18 protein-coding genes are annotated in these 16,730 nt (G+C 60.5%); 5 read left to right on the top strand and 13 right to left on the bottom strand.

The window, feature by feature from the left end; genetic code table 11:
- The first annotated feature begins 449 nt into the window (after positions 1-449).
- The 3 genes from F2P44_RS23000 (at position 450) to yidD (ending at position 2,243) form a co-directional block, all read left to right on the top strand.
- On the top strand, positions 450-1,001 hold the full coding sequence (locus tag F2P44_RS23000) for a hypothetical protein (protein WP_167089708.1): 552 nt from the start codon (positions 450-452) through the stop codon (positions 999-1,001).
- Between the two features lie 12 nt (positions 1,002-1,013).
- Complete coding sequence (locus F2P44_RS22995; protein WP_167089705.1) at positions 1,014-1,538, top strand: hypothetical protein; 525 nt, start codon at positions 1,014-1,016, stop codon at positions 1,536-1,538.
- Between the two features lie 222 nt (positions 1,539-1,760).
- Positions 1,761-2,243 (top strand): membrane protein insertion efficiency factor YidD, encoded by a 483-nt coding sequence (gene yidD / locus F2P44_RS22990; protein ID WP_229423696.1) that lies wholly within the window; start codon positions 1,761-1,763, stop codon positions 2,241-2,243.
- Between the two features lie 9 nt (positions 2,244-2,252).
- Here the strand turns inward: yidD and ruvB are convergent, their stop codons facing one another.
- The 10 genes from ruvB to tyrS form a co-directional block, all read right to left on the bottom strand.
- Positions 2,253-3,317 (bottom strand): Holliday junction branch migration DNA helicase RuvB, encoded by a 1,065-nt coding sequence (gene ruvB / locus F2P44_RS22985; RefSeq protein ID WP_167089703.1) that lies wholly within the window; start codon positions 3,315-3,317, stop codon positions 2,253-2,255.
- Between the two features lie 36 nt (positions 3,318-3,353).
- Positions 3,354-3,932 carry a Holliday junction branch migration protein RuvA gene (gene ruvA, locus F2P44_RS22980; protein ID WP_167089701.1) on the bottom strand — a complete coding sequence of 193 codons (579 nt, stop codon included), beginning with the start codon at positions 3,930-3,932 and terminating at the stop codon, positions 3,354-3,356.
- Between the two features lie 21 nt (positions 3,933-3,953).
- On the bottom strand, positions 3,954-4,490 hold the full coding sequence (gene ruvC, locus F2P44_RS22975) for a crossover junction endodeoxyribonuclease RuvC (RefSeq protein WP_099874293.1): 537 nt from the start codon (positions 4,488-4,490) through the stop codon (positions 3,954-3,956).
- 102 nt (positions 4,491-4,592) lie between these two features.
- Positions 4,593-6,164, bottom strand: a complete 1,572-nt coding sequence (gene purH, locus F2P44_RS22970; protein WP_167089699.1) for a bifunctional phosphoribosylaminoimidazolecarboxamide formyltransferase/IMP cyclohydrolase — start codon at positions 6,162-6,164, stop codon at positions 4,593-4,595.
- A 109-nt stretch (positions 6,165-6,273) separates the two neighbouring features.
- Positions 6,274-6,507, bottom strand: a complete 234-nt coding sequence (locus tag F2P44_RS22965; RefSeq protein ID WP_054266301.1) for a helix-turn-helix domain-containing protein — start codon at positions 6,505-6,507, stop codon at positions 6,274-6,276.
- 92 nt (positions 6,508-6,599) lie between these two features.
- On the bottom strand, positions 6,600-7,625 hold the full coding sequence (dusB, locus tag F2P44_RS22960; RefSeq protein WP_167089697.1) for a tRNA dihydrouridine synthase DusB: 1,026 nt from the start codon (positions 7,623-7,625) through the stop codon (positions 6,600-6,602).
- A 128-nt stretch (positions 7,626-7,753) separates the two neighbouring features.
- Complete coding sequence (locus F2P44_RS22955) at positions 7,754-8,401, bottom strand: histidine phosphatase family protein (protein WP_167089695.1); 648 nt, start codon at positions 8,399-8,401, stop codon at positions 7,754-7,756.
- Positions 8,402-8,445: 44 nt separating this feature from the next.
- The gene (locus F2P44_RS22950) at positions 8,446-9,111 is read right to left on the bottom strand and encodes a YbhB/YbcL family Raf kinase inhibitor-like protein (RefSeq protein WP_167089693.1); all 666 of its coding nucleotides are present in this window, start codon (positions 9,109-9,111) and stop codon (positions 8,446-8,448) included.
- Between the two features lie 48 nt (positions 9,112-9,159).
- Positions 9,160-9,606 carry a D-aminoacyl-tRNA deacylase gene (gene dtd, locus F2P44_RS22945; protein ID WP_167089691.1) on the bottom strand — a complete coding sequence of 149 codons (447 nt, stop codon included), beginning with the start codon at positions 9,604-9,606 and terminating at the stop codon, positions 9,160-9,162.
- A complete protein-coding gene (gene tyrS / locus F2P44_RS22940; RefSeq protein ID WP_167089689.1) occupies positions 9,603-10,868 on the bottom strand; it encodes a tyrosine--tRNA ligase in 1,266 nt (421 codons plus the stop codon). The genes dtd and tyrS overlap by 4 nt, the downstream gene beginning before the upstream one ends.
- 171 nt (positions 10,869-11,039) lie before the next feature.
- Between tyrS and F2P44_RS22935 the strand changes: the two genes are divergently transcribed.
- Entirely contained in the window at positions 11,040-12,404 is a 1,365-nt protein-coding gene (locus F2P44_RS22935; RefSeq protein WP_167089687.1) for a M23 family metallopeptidase, read from the top strand.
- 90 nt (positions 12,405-12,494) lie between these two features.
- On the top strand, positions 12,495-13,595 hold the full coding sequence (locus F2P44_RS22930; RefSeq protein ID WP_167089685.1) for an anhydro-N-acetylmuramic acid kinase: 1,101 nt from the start codon (positions 12,495-12,497) through the stop codon (positions 13,593-13,595).
- A 39-nt stretch (positions 13,596-13,634) separates the two neighbouring features.
- Here F2P44_RS22930 and erpA read toward each other — a convergent pair whose 3' ends face one another.
- The 3 genes from erpA to F2P44_RS22915 all read right to left on the bottom strand — a co-directional run bounded on the left by erpA (position 13,635) and on the right by F2P44_RS22915 (position 16,617).
- Positions 13,635-13,997 carry an iron-sulfur cluster insertion protein ErpA gene (gene erpA, locus F2P44_RS22925; protein WP_167089683.1) on the bottom strand — a complete coding sequence of 121 codons (363 nt, stop codon included), beginning with the start codon at positions 13,995-13,997 and terminating at the stop codon, positions 13,635-13,637.
- Positions 13,998-14,029: 32 nt separating this feature from the next.
- Positions 14,030-15,301, bottom strand: coding sequence for a PEP-CTERM sorting domain-containing protein (locus tag F2P44_RS22920; protein ID WP_167089681.1), 1,272 nt, complete (start codon positions 15,299-15,301; stop codon positions 14,030-14,032).
- A gap of 191 nt (positions 15,302-15,492) precedes the next feature.
- On the bottom strand, positions 15,493-16,617 hold the full coding sequence (locus F2P44_RS22915) for an FxDxF family PEP-CTERM protein (protein ID WP_167089679.1): 1,125 nt from the start codon (positions 16,615-16,617) through the stop codon (positions 15,493-15,495).
- Positions 16,618-16,730 lie beyond the last annotated feature (113 nt).

The following is a 16,730-nucleotide window of genomic DNA, read 5'->3' as shown; positions in this document are numbered from 1 at the left end:
CTTGTCCAAGTGCGCCACCCAAAAGGCAAGAGTAAACGCGATCTTGGCAAAGTTTACAAGCCCCTCTGGCAACTCATTGAATGTAAACGACTTTTTGGAACGCTACGGACTTATGTATAAGGGCATGGGCTGACCTGCGTGCCGTCGACCGCATCAACCACGCCTACGCCCATACCGCACTGAAACCCGTGATGCCGGCACTATTGCTGGGAAAACAGATCGCCATGCACTTGCACAAACTGCTCAAATTGCTTGGGAAGCACACATACCTTCATCGAGAAAATCTATCGAAACCGCGCAAATCCAGACCGAAGCCGCACAAATTCATGACGCAAAAACCATGTTGAGGGGGTGCGGACTCCTTAACTTGGGAGGATTGGCCTCTGACCCATATCGTTATACACATCTTTTTCCGCGCAACGTCATTTCAACCCGGGGCGGCGATTTCCATGAGGTTTTGCCTAAAAATTAAGCGAAATGCGGGTATTTTAAGATCAACCGCACTGACTCTCTGTCGTTTCATGTCGACGGCGCCCTACCGATGTCAGGCGCAAGTCGTTGATTTTATTATAAAAAAAGATGTGTATAACGACATGGGTAAAGGTCTATTATTTTTATCTGAAAATAATCCAAACATAGCGTTGAAGAGATGGTATCAAAAACGAATTAGTGACCTCAATGAATCAGCTACAATTTTGGAAGATGCGGGGAGAGTTGTCCGTAGAGATCCGGCATTGAAAAATACGCTTGACGTAGCCAAAGTTTATGAAAAAGGACCAGACTGGGTACTGCGTGACTTCTATCCAGACTCACTGCATCTAAAGGATGCGCTGGATAATCCAAAGGCCGCATCGGCTTTGGAGCGTACGCGCAATGGACTCGCAGGCAATCAACACCCCGCTTTGCTGGATTTGGCAAAGCGATTGAACCGCCCTAAACCATCAGCGAACTTCCACTGGTCTCCGGCAAATGAAAAAATTATATGGATTGACGGACTTTAAAGGATACTAAAAATGAGAACTTTTAAAGAAATTTCCCAGGAACGGGTGCTCATAGAGTACATGCCTAGTGGCATTGGTGATATGTATTACAGCGCGGACCAAACCGGACGATTTATAATAAGGAAATTCGCCTCAGAAGAGATAGCGAATATTTATATGGAGATACTATATTCCTTTAATAATTGGATAAATGATCGGAAAGAAATTCGGGCATTGGTAGAGGCAGGGCTCCCAGTGGAGATTGGTACGAATTTCGTTATGAGGCCGCATCAAATTTACACATCTACCTCACAACTGCGTGATGAAGAAAGTGATGTCATTCTCCCTGACGATTTTTTCAACAACCTGAGGTTAATCAAGGCGGCCATTACTGGAGTTGGCGACCCACGAAAGATGGTTATTGAAAATATTATTCGAAATACGTTAATAGAACCTACTGGAAAAACCTATTTCGATTTTTCCGAAAATAAATTTGGCGTAGCGGAACCAAAAATATCACCAATAGATATGAAACGATGGAGCGAAAACTCGGCGTGACAACGCGGATGGTCGCGTCGTCATATACGGCGCGGATTTAATGCATCGGCGTGTCTGACGCGCTCACAGACTGTGCTTCCATCGAACGTTACTCCTAGTTTACGGTAGAAAAGCCTCGTAAATACCTGCTTGTTCTGGAAGAATGCGGCGACCATACTTTGTGCGGAATGTTCTTCTTGGCAATCAAACAGGCGCCGTTGCAAGAGACGGTGATACCGCACCATGATGAAAACACTCGCACTATCGGCCATCGGTTTCTACCAGCGTCATCTGTCGCCATACAAGGGTTTTCGCTGTGCCTACTGCGCCTACACCGGCAACGCCAGCTGCTCGCACCTCGGCGCACGCGCCATTCGCCGCTTCGGGCTGTGGGATGGCTTGGCGATCCTGAACGGGCGCCTGCGCAAATGCGGCATTGCCTATCGCCGCTATCGGCCCATGGTGGGGCCCCCCACGGCAGCACAACCTGCTCCGTCACGGCTGCTCTCCGCCAACCACCAGGCAGGATTTTGCGACGTTCCCTGCGACGTCCCGGGCGAATGCCCATGCGATCTGCCGACGCCGACGACCAGCCGGGCATGCGACTGCTTCTCCGGCTGCGGCGACGGCGCCCACTGCTGCGACTGGTGGAACAAGCGACGCGAGCGCAAGCGCGAAGAGGCCACGCATATCCCGCCCAGAAGAAACGGCCGCCGACGCACGTAACCGGCTGGCTCAGCCCCCCAGGTTATCCCACAAGTCGCCCGTCGGGCTGGTGCGCGGCGCGGCCAGGCCGAAATGCTGATACGCCAGCGGCGTGGCGATGCGCCCGCGCGGCGTGCGCTGCAAATAGCCCTGCTGGATCAGATACGGTTCGAGCACATCCTCAATCGTATCGCTTTCCTCGCCGATGGCGGCCGCCAGGTTGCCAATGCCGACCGGCCCGCCGCCGAACTTGAACAGCACCGCTTCGAGCAGCTTGCGGTCCATGACGTCAAAACCCACCGAATCGACGTCGAGCATCACCAGCGCGGCATCGGCCATGGGTTTGGTGATTTCACCAGTCCCCTTCACCTCCGCGTAATCGCGCACACGCCGCAGCAGGCGGTTGGCGATACGCGGGGTGCCACGCGCGCGCAGCGCGATCTCGCGCGCGCCCTCTTCCACAATCGGCGCATTCAAGAGCGACGCGCTGCGCGTCACAATCCGGGTCAATTCCGACGTGTTATAAAACTCCAGCCGCGCCACGATGCCGAAACGGTCGCGCAGCGGGTTGGTCAGCATGCCGGCGCGCGTGGTGGCGCCAACCAGCGTGAACGGTTGCAGGTCCAGCTTGACCGAACGCGCCGCCGGCCCTTCGCCAATCATGATATCGATCTGGTAGTCTTCCAGCGCCGGATACAGAATCTCTTCCACCACCGGCGACAGGCGGTGAATCTCGTCGATAAACAGCACATCGTTCGCTTCGAGATTGGTGAGAATCGCGGCCAGGTCGCCCGGGCGCTCCAGCACCGGGCCGGAAGTCTGGCGCAAATTGACGCCCATCTCGCGCGCGATGATGTGCGCCAAGGTGGTCTTGCCCAGCCCCGGCGGCCCGAACAGCAAGGTGTGATCGAGCGCTTCGCGCCGCTTGCGCGCGGCCGAAATGAAAATCTCAAGCTGGCCGCGGATCTTCTCCTGGCCGACATATTCGTCGAGCTGCTTGGGCCGTAGCGCGCGCTCGATCGCCTCTTCGTTGGGCGATGCGGGCGTGGGCGCGATGATGCGCTGCTCGCTGAAATCGTCGGTCTGGATACTCATGAATGAACCTTCGTGTAAATGTTAGCGCAAAGACGCTCAGCCTTTGGACAGCGCCTTGAGCGCGAACTTGATGCCGTCCGACACAGTGCTGCCGGCCGGCATATTCCTCAGCGCGGCCGTGGCCTCCTTGTCAGAATACCCCAAGGCCAGCAGCGCGTTCAGGATGTCAGATTTCGCATCATGCTGCACCACGCCGCCCACCGAGCCGAGGTCGGCGCCGAGCTTGCCCTTCAGTTCCAGCAGCAAGCGTTCCGCCGTCTTCTTGCCGATGCCGGGCACCTTCACCAGGCGGCCGGCTTCCTGCAAGGTCACGGCCTGGGCCAAGTCGTTCACCGTCATGCCCGACAGGATCGACAGCGCCGTGCGCGCACCCACACCCGTGATCTTGATCAATTGGCGGAACACGGCGCGCTCCGCCACGTTGCCGAAGCCAAACAGCAAATGCGCATCTTCGCGGATCGCCTGATGGGTAAACAAGGTGACCTGCGCGCCGAGCGCGGGCAAGTCGTAATAGGTACTCATCGGCACATCGACTTCATACCCGACGCCATTGCAATCGATCAGCAACTGCGGCGGATTTTTTTCGAGCAAAATTCCGGAAATACGTCCGATCATGGGGTAGACCTTAAAACAAGGTTAAACGAGACGGCCGCGCTTCATGCGCAGGCCGGAAAGCGAAGGCGCCAGCGCGCCGATCAGCGCCAGCGCGTCGACACTGTTGGCATGGCAGATGGCCACGCCGAGCGCATCGGCGGCATCGGTGCCGGGCAGGCCGGGCAGCACCAAGAGGCGCGCCACCATTTCCTGCACCTGCTCCTTGGCCGCCTTGCCGTGTCCCGTGACGGCTTGCTTGACTTGCAGCGCCGTGTACTCGGCCACCGACAGGTCGGCGCCGACCAGCGCCGTGATGGCGGCGCCGCGCGCTTGCCCGAGCAGCAAGGTCGATTGGGGATTGACGTTGACGAAGACTTTTTCCACCGCCGCGCAATCGGGCTGGTAGGTGCGGACGATCTCGGCGATCCCGTGCAGGATCACCTTGAGGCGGCCGGGAAGCTCGCCTTCCGACACCGTCTTGATGGTGCCGGAAGCGATGTAGCGCAGCTTGTTGCCCTGCTTTTCGATAAGCCCGAAGCCTGTGGTGCGCAGGCCAGGGTCAATGCCAAGAATAATCATGAGCGAATGGTATACCGCCGGAGAAACTTAGGTATACCTAATTAGTGAACGCTCATATCGGCACGCAAAATTAGGAGAGCCTAATTTGCGCCCGCAATGACATTAATGACGGAAATGGCGCGCGCCGGTGTACAGCATCACCACGCCACGCTCGTCGGCGGCGTCGATCACTTCCTGGTCGCGCATCGAACCGCCCGGGTGGATCACGCAGGTCGCGCCCGCATCGACCACCACGTCGAGGCCGTCGCGGAATGGGAAGAAGGCATCCGACGCCACGGCCGAACCAGCCAGCGTCAAACCGGCGTTCTGGGCCTTGATCGACGCGATACGGGCCGAATCGATGCGGCTCATCTGGCCAGCGCCCACGCCCAGGGTCATGCCGTTGGCGCAGAACACGATAGCGTTGGACTTGACGAACTTGGCCACGCGCCAGGCGAACATCATGTCCTGCAACTGCTGCTGGGTCGGCTGCTTCTTCGTGACTACGCGCAGTTCTTCCAGGCCGACATTCTTGGCATCGGGCGATTGCACCAGCAAGCCGCCGCCGACGCGCTTGACGTCGAACGGATTGTTGGCCGCGCCCAGCGGAATTTCCAGCAGGCGTACGTTCTGCTTGGCCGCCATGATGGCGCGCGCTTCAGCGGAGAACGATGGCGCGATCAGCACTTCCACGAACAGCTTGGCAATCGCTTCGGCCGTCTTGCCGTCCAGCTCAACGTTCAGCGCGATGATGCCGCCAAAGGCCGACGTCGGATCGGTCTGCAGCGCGCGGCTGTAGGCGTCGAGCGCATTGGTGCCGATCGCCACGCCGCACGGATTGGCGTGCTTGACGATCACGCAGCCGGCCGGCTGGCCCAGGCCGCCCAGCGACTTGACGCATTCCCACGCCGCATCGGCATCGGCGATATTGTTGTACGACAGTTCCTTGCCCTGCAATTGCTTGTAGGCGGACAGCGAACCGGCAGCCGGCGCCAGGTCGCGGTAAAACGCGGCCGACTGGTGCGGGTTTTCGCCGTAGCGCATGTCCTGCACTTTTTCAAACGTCATGTTCAGCGTTTGCGGATAAGCCGCGCGCGTGGCGTGCAGCTTGTCTTCGCCCAGGCTGGTCAGGTAATTGGTGATGGCGCCGTCGTATTGCGCGGTGTGAGCGAACACTTTTTTCGCCAGGCGGAACTTGGTGTCGTAAGGCACTTCACCGGCGGTCACTTCCGCCAGCACTTGCGCGTAGTCGGTCGGATCGCAAATGACGATCACGTCCTTGTGGTTCTTGGCAGCCGAGCGCAGCATGGTCGGGCCGCCGATATCGATGTTCTCGATCGCGTCTTCCAGCGAGCAGCTATCCTTGGCCACGGTCGCCTGGAACGGATACAGGTTCACCACCACCATGTCGATGGTTGGAATGTCGTGCTCGCTCAGCTTGGCGACGTGCTCGGGAAAATCGCGGCGCGCCAGGATGCCGCCGTGCACTTTCGGGTGCAAGGTCTTGACCCGGCCATCGAGCATTTCCGGAAAGCCCGTGTAATCCGCCACTTCGGTGACGGCCACGCCGTTGTCGGCCAGCAGCTTGGCGGTGCCGCCGGTGGACAGGATACCGACGCCGAGCGCGGACAACGCGCGTGCAAAGTCGAGCACGCCGGTCTTGTCGGAAACGGAAATGAGGGCTTGTTTGATCATGGTGAGTGGCCTGGTTGTGGAGTATTCGGTGTTTGCACTGGCGCACCCCTCGGGCGCGATGGGCTCGCGCTCGATAGCACGGCCACTCAGTGTGTGCTAATGAGACTAATTACAGCAATCCGTGTTCCTGCAATTTCTTCCGCAAGGTATTGCGGTTGATGCCCAGCATCTGGGCCGCGTGCGACTGGTTGCCTTCCGCTCGCGTCATGACGACTTCGAGGATCGGTTTTTCGACGGTCAGGACCACCATGTCGTAGATGTTCGATGCCTGCTGCTCGCCCAGGTCGTTGAAATACTCTTCAAGACTCTTCTGGACAACTTCCTGGATACTTTCTTTGCTCATATTATGTTGGTGCTTTTCTGCGGATTAAATGTTTTACCGCGGCTCTGCAGGCAGCGGTCGTTCCAGTATCTGGTCTTGCTAGCTGTGCCGTGTCAGGCTGCCAATGCCATTTGAGCAAGGCCTGCGGGCCGGTATTGTAACCGTTCCCCATGAACATGTTGCGTTTCAAAAAAGGCATCGACCGCGCGCAACTGTGCATCGGTCGATTCCAGCAGGTTCATTTGCTGGCGGAATTCTTCGCCGCCGATCAGGTCGCGCACATACCAACCGATGTGCTTGCGCGCCGTGCGCACGCCCAAAAATTCGCCGTAAAACGCGTAGTGCGCCTGCAAATGTTCGTTCATGAGCGCGCGTACTTCCTCCACCGCTGGTGCCGGCAGATGCAGGCCGGTGCGCAGGTAATGGTCGACTTCGCGGCAAATCCACGGCCGCCCTTGCGCGGCGCGTCCGATCATCACCGCATCGGCCCCGGTCACGGCCAGCACGTGTTTGGCCTTTTCGGGGGTGGTGATGTCGCCATTGGCCACCACCGGAATGCCCACCGACGCCTTGACGGCGGCAATGGTCTCGTACTCGGCGTCGCCGCTGTAGCCGTCGGCCCGGGTGCGTCCATGCAGGGTCAGCATCTGGATGCCGGCCTGTTCGGCGATGCGGGCGATGCGCAGCGCGTTCTTGTTTTCGCGGTTCCAGCCGGTGCGAAATTTCAGCGTGACCGGCACGTCCACCGCGCGCACCACGGCGTGCAGGATCTTTTCGACCAGGTCTTCGTGCTGCAGCAAGGCCGAGCCGCACCAGCTGTTGCACACCTTCTTGACCGGACAACCCATATTGATATCGATGATCTGGGCGCCACGGTCGACGTTGAATTTGGCGCAATCAGCCAGGTCTTGCGGGTCGGCACCGGCGATCTGGACCGCCTTCGGCTCCATTTCGCCTGCGTGGTCGGTGCGGCGCGAACTTTTTTCGGTGGCCCACAGCCGCGGGTTCGAGGCGGCCATTTCGGAGACGGCATAGCCGGCGCCCAGCTGTTTGCACAGTTGTCGGAAAGGACGATCCGTCACGCCCGCCATGGGAGCAACGAAAACATTATTACTCAGCAAGTAAGGACCAATTTGCACAGGCGGGACGCTCGGAGTTTGCGGGAACCCTCTATTTTACCCGAAGTGCTGCTCAATTAATAAGCACTATTTTTCATTTGACAGCACCGCGCGGCCACAAAAACGGGATCGTGCACGCTTGACAAGCCTCAACTAAGCTCGTCGAGAACGCGCGGTTGCAGGTGTCCGACCTCGCCCCAGCTGACCAGGCTCAGCTTACCGTCAAGCACGCGGAAGCGGTTGATGCTGGCGTTGAGCACCGGAAAGTCGCGCGGCGTTTCGAGCGACAGGCCGAGGGCGGCACGGTAGGCGCATTCGAGCACGCCGCCGTGGGCCACCAGGGCCAGGGTCTGGCCGGGGTGCGCCCGGCCCCACTCGATGATGGCGGCGACGGCGCGCTGGTAAAACTGGCGGAACGTTTCGGCCACCCGGGCGCCGGACGGCATCGGCGCATCGATCTGGCGCGCCTGCCAAGCGGCGAACTCGACCGGGAAGCGCTGTTCGATCTCGGCGTACAGCAAGCCCTCGAAGCCGCCGAAGCAGCGTTCGCGCAGCAAGGGGTCGCGCTGGACCGGCATGGCACGCAAGCGGGCCACGGCGTCGGCGGTCTGGGCGGCGCGCTGCAAGTCGCTTGAAACGACCAGGTCGAGCTGCTCGACGTTAAGCGCATCCGCCAGTGCGGCGGCCTGGCGCAGGCCTTCGTCATTGAGGGCAATGTCGATATGGCCCTGGAGGCGGCGTTCGGCGTTCCAGGCGGTTTCGCCATGGCGGATAAGAATGATATTGGTCGGGGACATGGGAAAGCCGGGCACGCCGGGCCCGGACTAAATAAGTGCGTTCTTTAAGGAACCAGGGTGGCCGCGAGGTCGGGATTGAGCGAATACACGCCGTACATCTGCGCCTCGTCGAGGATATGCCCGCGAATGGCCAGGCGCGCCTCCGGCCCGGTGAAGCGGCCTTCGAGGGCCAGGCGCGGCACGTCGAGCGCATAGACACAGAATAAATAGGTGTGCACGCGCAGGTCGTTCCAGGGCGGGCAAGGGCCATCGTAGCCGAAATACTCGCCGGCCATGTCCGGATCGCTCGCAAACCAGCTCGTGTAATCGTTTACACCTTGGCGCAATTGATGTTCGGTGCCGTTTTTGATGGAAAACGGCAGCAGCGGTCCCGGTTTGCCGTGCGGCGTGACCAGTTCCGAGAACTTGCCTTCGCCAATCGAGCGCATGGCCACGGGAATATCGACCAGGGTCCAGTGATAGAAGTCGGCCCGCGCCAACGCTTCGGGCACGAACAGGCCTTCCTTGTTAACATTGGTGGCGACGGTAGGCGCGTCGATATCGTAGCAAAACAGGATCAGCGACTGCGTGCCGGACGGCACGTCATCCCAGGCGAAGTGCGGATTGCGGTTGGCCGACAGGCGCGCATGCTGGTCCGGGTCGATCATGGCAAAAGCGCACCGGGCGGGAATCAGGCCACCATCGGTAAAGGAATCACTCCAGAGTCTCATCGCAACCTCCTGCACTCATGATATTGACCACAAACGGCCCGCTTGGTTTCATTTTGGAGGCACTTGCAGCCAGAAAGTGACCGGACCGTCATTCGTCAGCGACACTTTCATGTCGGCGCCGAACTGCCCGGTCTCGACCGTGGCGTGGCGCGCGCGGGCCTGGCACACCACGTGGTCGAACAGGCGCAAGCCATCCTGCGGGCTGGCGGCGGGCGTAAACGACGGCCGCGTGCCCGAGTTGGTGTCGGCCGCCAGGGTGAACTGAGGCACCAGCAACAGGCCGCCATTGACGTCCACCAGGCTGCGGTTCATCTTGCCGGCCTCGTCGCCGAATACCCGGTAGCCCAGCAATTTGGTCAACAGGGCGTCAGCTTCCTTCTCGCTGTCGCCCTTTTCGGCGCACAACAATACCAGCAAGCCGGCGTCGATGGCGCCGATGGTGGCGCCGTCCACGACCACGCTGGCGTGGCTGACCCGCTGCAGCAGCGCAATCATGCCGTGAAGGTCACGCGCGCAAACTTGCGGCGCCCAACCTGCAGCACGAAGCTGCCGGCCTCGATTTTCAAGGCTTTGTCGCTGACGACGGCGCTGTCGATACGCACCCCGCCCTGCTCGACCATGCGCATCGCTTCCGAGGTCGATGCGCACAGCCCGGTTTTCTTGAGCAGGTGGGCGATGCCCATCGGCGCGCCATCGACCGTCATTTCGGGCGCATCGTCGGGAATGCCGCCAGCGGAGCGGTTGACGAAGTCGGCCAGCGCATCGTCCGCCGCCTGGGCCGAGTGGAAACGCGTCACGATTTCTTTCCCCAAAGCTACTTTAGCATCACGGGGGTTGCGTCCGCCATCGATTTCGGCCTTGAGCGCGGCGATATCGGCGATCGAGCGGAACGACAGCAGCTCAAAGTAACGCCACATCATCACGTCGGAAATGCTCATCAGCTTGGCGAACATCGTGTTGGCCGGTTCGGTGATGCCAATATAATTGTTCTTGGACTTGGACATCTTGTCCACGCCATCGAGCCCTTCGAGCAGCGGCATGGTCAGGATGCACTGCTGTTCCTGGCCGTAATCCTTCTGCAACTCGCGTCCGACCAGCAGGTTGAACTTCTGATCGGTGCCGCCCAGCTCAAGATCGGCCTTCAAGGCGACCGAATCGTAGCCCTGCATCAAAGGATAAAGGAACTCGTGGATCGATATTGGTGTCCCACTCTTGAAGCGCTTGGTGAAGTCGTCGCGTTCCATCATGCGCGCCACGGTGTAGCGCGAGGACAACTGGATCATGCCACGCGCGCCGAGCGGGTCGCACCACTCGGAGTTGTAGCGAATTTCCGTGCGCGACGGGTCCAGCACCAGCGAGGCTTGCTTAAAGTAAGTCATCGCGTTGACCTCGATCTGCTCCTTGGTCAGCGGCGGACGCGTGACGTTGCGGCCCGACGGATCGCCGATCATGGAGGTGAAGTCGCCGATCAGGAAAATCACCTGGTGCCCCAGGTCTTGCAGCTGGCGCATCTTGTTCAGCACCACGGTATGGCCGAGGTGTAGGTCGGGCGCGGTCGGATCGAGGCCGAGCTTGATGCGCAGCGGCGTGCCGCTTTGTTCGGAACGGGCCAGCTTTTGCGCGAACTCACTCTCGATCAGCAGCTCGTCGACGCCACGCTTGGTGATGGCCAGCGCTTCCAGCACGGTGTCCGTCAGCGGCAATTTAGGAGCACCTTGCGCAGGGGCAGCAGGCTTGGAGGTGGCAGGAATCGTCATAGGGTTCTGTAATAAATCTGTAGCAAAGTGTCGAAATTGTTGGGCGGATTCAAAAGTTTGATATACTGCTCGATCCGATTAATCTTGCCTAATGAAAACTAATCAAAACAATAACAAGAAATAGTTAAGTGCTCAACGCGAATGTTCAAGCGGCAAATTTTAACTGATTGCATGGACCCTACAAATAAATTCACAGGCAAACGCTTGACCGGCCTGCTAGGAACAACGCGAAAGGCGCGCATCATCAGCGCTGGCGCGATCTTTCTTGCAGTGTGCGCATTTGGTGCCGCGGGCGTAGCGCCCCTGGCCCCTGATGCGTCCGACCTGCCGGTCAAATCGATCGCGGAAAATCTCGAACTGCCGAACCTGGCCGATCAGATTACCGCGCTGCAAAAGGACGACCAGCAATTCATCCACGAAGAAAAGGTGCGTCCCGGCGATACGCTGGCCGCCCTGCTCACCCGTCTGGGCGTGGACGATGCCGCCGCCGTCAACTTCATCAAGTCCGACAAGATCGCCAAAGGCGTCATGCAGCTCAAGACCGGCAAGCGGGTCCAGGCGCAGACGGGCGAAAATGGCGAACTGCAATGGCTGCACGCCACCGTCGTCGACGGCCGCGACAACCCGGTGAAACGGATTTCGATCACCCGCGACGGTGACAAGTTCACTGCCGAGGAACTGCCCGCCTTGCTCGAACGACGCATCGAAATGCGCGCCCGCGACATCACCAACTCGCTCTACTCGGCGACCGACGCCACCACCGACGGCGGCAAGCTGCCCGACGCCATCGTCGCCCAGATCATCGAAATGTTCTCCACCAGTATCGACTTCCGTTCCGACCTGAAACGCGGCGACCGCTTCAACGTGGTCTACGAAACGTTTTGGCAAGACGGCGAAATGGTGCGCGCCGGCCGCATCCTGGCGGGCGAATTCGTCAACCGCGGCGTGACTTACCAGTCCGTATGGTACGAAGATCCGGTCAGCAAGCAGGGCGGCTACTACACCTTCGACGGCAAGGCGCTGAAAAAAGCCTTCCTCAAGTCGCCGCTGGAATTCTCGCGTATTTCGTCCGGCTTCTCGATGCGCTCGCATCCGATTTCGGGCTCCTGGAAAGCGCACAAGGGCGTCGACTTCGCGGCCGCCAACGGCACCCCGATCCGCGCCTCGGGCGATGGCGTGATCGACTTCGCCGGCGTGCAAGGCGGCTACGGCAACTTCGTCACCATCAAGCACTGGGCCAACTACACCACCGCGTATGCGCACATGAGCCGTTTCGCGCCAGGCATCCGCAAGGGCAGCAAGGTCAGCCAGGGCGATGTGATCGGTTATGTCGGCTCGACCGGCTGGTCGACCGGCGCTCACTTGCACTACGAGTTCCGCGTCAACAACGATGCCGTCGATCCGATGTCGATCAAGGTGCTGGCACAGGCCCCGATGACGCAGGCCGAGCGGGCCCGCTTCCAGATCGCCGCGGCCGACATGTCGCACCGCTTCGCCCTGCTGCGTCCGACCAGCGGCTCGAACATGGCGCGCTAAGGTTCAGCGCGCACCAACAGGGGCAGGAACCGGATCATTGACTCCGGCTCCTGCCTTTTTTTTCGCCCTGTTATCAGGATTGGAGCAGACATGAGCACACCCTCGACGCTATATATCGGCATGATGTCCGGCACCAGCATGGATGGCGTCGACGGCGTGCTGGCCGACTTTGCCGGCGGCGCCATCCGCACCCTGCAAGCGGCCTTCGTGCCCTTCCCCGCCACGCTGCGGGCCGACCTGATGGCCCTGCAAAGCAGCGGCGACAATGAAATCGCCCGCGAAGCGCTGGCCGCCGCCCAGTTGACCGGCTGCTACGCCGAGTGCGTGGCGGCCCTGCTGCCGGCCGCGCCCGGCCCCGTGCAAGCGCTGGCCGCGCATGGGCAAACGGTACGCCACCGGCCCGAGCTGGGCTACACGCGCCAGCTCAACCACCCCGCCCTGCTGGCGGAGCTGACCGGCATCGACGTCATCGCCGACTTCCGCGCGCGCGACGTGGCCGCCGGCGGCCAGGGCGCGCCGCTGGTGCCAGCCTTTCACCAGGCTTGCTTCGGCCAGGCCGGCCAGACGCGCGTGGTGATCAATATCGGCGGCATCGCCAACATCAGCGTGCTGCACGCCGACGGCAGCGTGAGCGGCTTCGATACCGGTCCCGGCAATGTACTGATGGATCACTGGATCGGCCTGCATCAGGGCAAGGCCTATGACGCCGACGGTGCCTGGGCGGCCAGCGGCCGCAGCGACCCGGCCCTGCTCGGCATCTTGCTCGACGAACCCTATTTCCGCCTGGCCGCACCGAAAAGCACGGGGCGCGACCTGTTCCACGCCGACTGGCTGGCGCAGCGCCTGGCGCAGGCGGGCGCCATGCCGGCCGAGGACGTGCAAGCCACCCTGACCGCGCTGACCGCCGTGAGCATCGCGCGCGCCATCGGCCAGCAAGCCAGCGAGGTGGAAGCGGTGTATGTGTGCGGCGGCGGGGCGTACAACGGCGCGCTGCTGCGCGCACTGGCGCAAGCACTGGGTGGCAAGACAAGGGTGGAAACAACCGACGCCCTGGGCGTGGCCCCGAATCACGTCGAAGCACTGGCGTTCGCGTGGCTGGGCTACCGCTTCACCAGGCGCGAAGCGGGCAATCTGCCCCTTGTGACGGGGGCGAAGGGACCCAGGATCCTGGGCGCCCTCTATCCTGCGTAAGCTTGCAGGCCGCCGTGGAGCGGCCCGGGCTGGACTGGCTTATACCGAGAACGACGAACCGCAACCGCAGGTCGAGGTGGCGGTTGGATTCTTGATCACGAACTGGGCGCCTTCGAGGTCATCCTTGTAGTCGATTTCGGCGCCGACCAGATACTGGTAGCTCATCGAATCGATCAGCAGTTGCACGCCGTTCTTGACCATGGTGGTGTCATCTTCGTTGACGATTTCATCGAAGGTGAAGCCGTACTGGAAACCGGAGCAGCCGCCGCCCTGCACGAACACGCGCAATTTGAGGTCGGGATTGCCCTCTTCCTCGATCAGCTGTGCAACCTTTTGCGCGGCGCTATCGGTAAACACGATCGGTGCCGGCATCACTTCTGGTATTTCAGCAACTGCATTCATTTGGAACTCCTACTGGGAACGGATATGCGTCATTATAGACTGTTGGGACAAGTCACGCTCACAGACCACTGCCGGCGACCGTCAAATGCCACACCCCGGCGCAGGCCGGGGCGGTGGTATGCCACTGTACCTACAATGCGGCCATCCGGCTGGAATTCAAGCGATTGCTTTGCGCTCGCTCTGGCGCGGCTACGGCGGCGCGCGCAAAAACCGAGCAAACCCAGGCCGGCCAGCATCAGCGCGTAGGTTTCCGGTTCCGGAACCGGGCTCAACAAGACTGTGCCGCAGACGCCGAGCTTGCACGCGTTGGCCAGGATCAGGCCATGATCATTGATGCTGTAGGTGTTCCTGATGACCCAGTTGGCGCTCGGATCGACCACCGTGTCGAGCTGCACCAACTGGCCATTCTGGTAAATGAAGCCATGTTGCTGGCCGTCGGCATCGGCCCCGTAACCGATCACCTGGCCCAGATTGTTGATGTCGACGGCGCTGGACGTGTAGTGCGGCGACCAGCCCAGGTCGTTCATGACGCCGTTGGAATACAAAAAGGCTGACAGCAGGCCCTGGTCGCGGGTGTGCGTGGACTGTCCGATGATGAGGCCAGTGTCGTTGATATCCTGGGCCCGGCTGATGCCGCCTTCAAACGCGCCGAGGTCGGCCATGTGGCCATTTTCATAAATGAAGGCACGCTTGCGCCCGTCCTTGTCGTCGGCATTGCCCACGATGGTGGCGCCGGCATTGATGGCCGCAGCACTGCTGTGCGTGCCGCCGAGGGTACCGAGATCGCTCATGGCACCGTTACTGTACGCATAGGCATGCACGGCAAAGCGCGGGTAATACGGGTCGCCGCCCGGCAGCCTGATATCGGTGCGCGAGCTGCCCACCACGGTGCCATCATTGTTGACGCCGTTTGCCCAGGTATCCAGGCGCGTGTAATAGTTGCCCAGCGCGCGAAGATGCGTGGTGACGCCGTTCACGGTCAGATAGCCGTCGACGGAGGGGATCTCTGTCCCAAGCGTCCAGTATTCGGAACTGGCGATATGGCCGGCGTTGCTGATGGCGGTGACGCTGCCCTCGGGGTTCTGGCTCGAGCTGACATGCATCACATGGGTCGCGCCCCCGGAATGATAGGCGGAAAAGCCCCTGGCCTGGCCATACAGCGTACCGGCATTGTCGATCAGGCGCCAGTTTTCGTACGCGCCTGTGTCGAGCATCGTGACCGAATAGGAAGGGGCGGCGGCGAACACGGGTGCGGCGAACATGCCCAGCAACAGGGCGGACAGCAGGGAGCGGCCAAATTTCATGAACGGCTTTCTGTGATGGATGAATACCAGCCATCATAGATGAAAAAATAACCAAAAGTTAATATTAATTAAAATTCATTTTTCCGATGGCGCGGCTGGCACGGGCAGGGACAATGCGGCCAGTGAGACCCGTCCCTGCCCATGGCGTGGCGCTTTACGCCAGCCGGGCGACCTGCGGCACGCTGGGCAGCTTAGGCGGCGCGTGCGCGGCGGCGTGCGCAAAACCCGAGCAAACCGAGGCCGGCCAGCATCATTGCGTAGGTTTCCGGCTCTGGAACCGGGCTCAGCAGAACCGTGCCGCACACGCCCAGCTTGCAGGCATCGGCCAGGATCAGGCCATGATCGTTGATGCTGTAGGTGGCCTTGACGATCCAGTTGTCCAGAGGATCGAGGGCCGTGTCGAGCTGCAGCAACTGGCCATGTTGATAAATGAAGCCCCGTTGCTGGCCGCTCGCATCGGCGCCGTAACCGATGATCTGGCCCAGCTCGTTGATATCGACGGCAGTCGAACTGCGTTGCGCCCCCCAGCCCAGATCGGTCATCGCGCCATTTGCGTACACAAAGGCCGACTTCACATAGTCGCTGCTGTCGCGTGCGGACTGGCCAATGATCGTGCCGGCATCATTGATGCCGCTTGCCAGACTGCTGCCGCTACTGAAGCCGCCCAGGTCGCTCATGCGGCCGTTCTGATAAATAAAGGCGCGATCCTGGTGGTTGGCGTTTTCAGCGCTGCCCACGATGGTCCCGGCGGCATTGATGCCCAAGGCGCTGCTGTGGGTGCCTCCCAGCGTGCCCAGGTCCTTCATTTTATTGTCGCTGTACACATAAGCATGGCTGGCGAAGCGCGGATAATGCGGATCGCCTCCCGGCAGGCGCAGATTGGTGCTTGAACTGCCCACCACCGTGCCGGCATTGTTGACCCCATGGGAAAACGTGTCCGCAGGGCCGCTTTGATGGCTGAACCCACCGAGGTCCGTGGTAACGCCGTTGACCGTCAGGTAGCCACTGGCTGTGACGACGTCGCCAATGGTGGTCCAGTATTCGTAGCTGGCCATATGGCCGGCATTGCTGATGGCCGTGATTTCACCGGTGGGAAACGGACTCGTGCTGACATGCACCACCGTGGTGCTGCCGCCGGCATGAAATGCCGTACGCCAGTTTGACGAACCGTACAGGGTGCCGGCGTTGTCGATCAGGCGCCATTGATCATACTGGCCGGTATTGAGCGTCGTGACTGCGTAGGAGGGGGCGGCAAGCGCGGGCGCGGCGAAGATGCCGAGCACGAGGGCGGACAACAGGGAGCGGACGAATCGCATGAGCGTCTTTCGATGGTGAGTAAACACGACCCATCATAAAGACTACTTGGCTAAATTGAAAGTTTAATTAAAATTCAATATTGCGGGCAGCGGGAAGCGGCGGCGCTTCCCGC

The organism is Massilia frigida, from assembly GCF_011682175.1.
GTDB lineage: Bacteria > Pseudomonadota > Gammaproteobacteria > Burkholderiales > Burkholderiaceae_D > Telluria_A > Telluria_A frigida.
The sequence above is the reverse complement of the archived record's forward strand: the minus strand, read 5'-3'. Positions and strand labels throughout refer to the sequence as shown.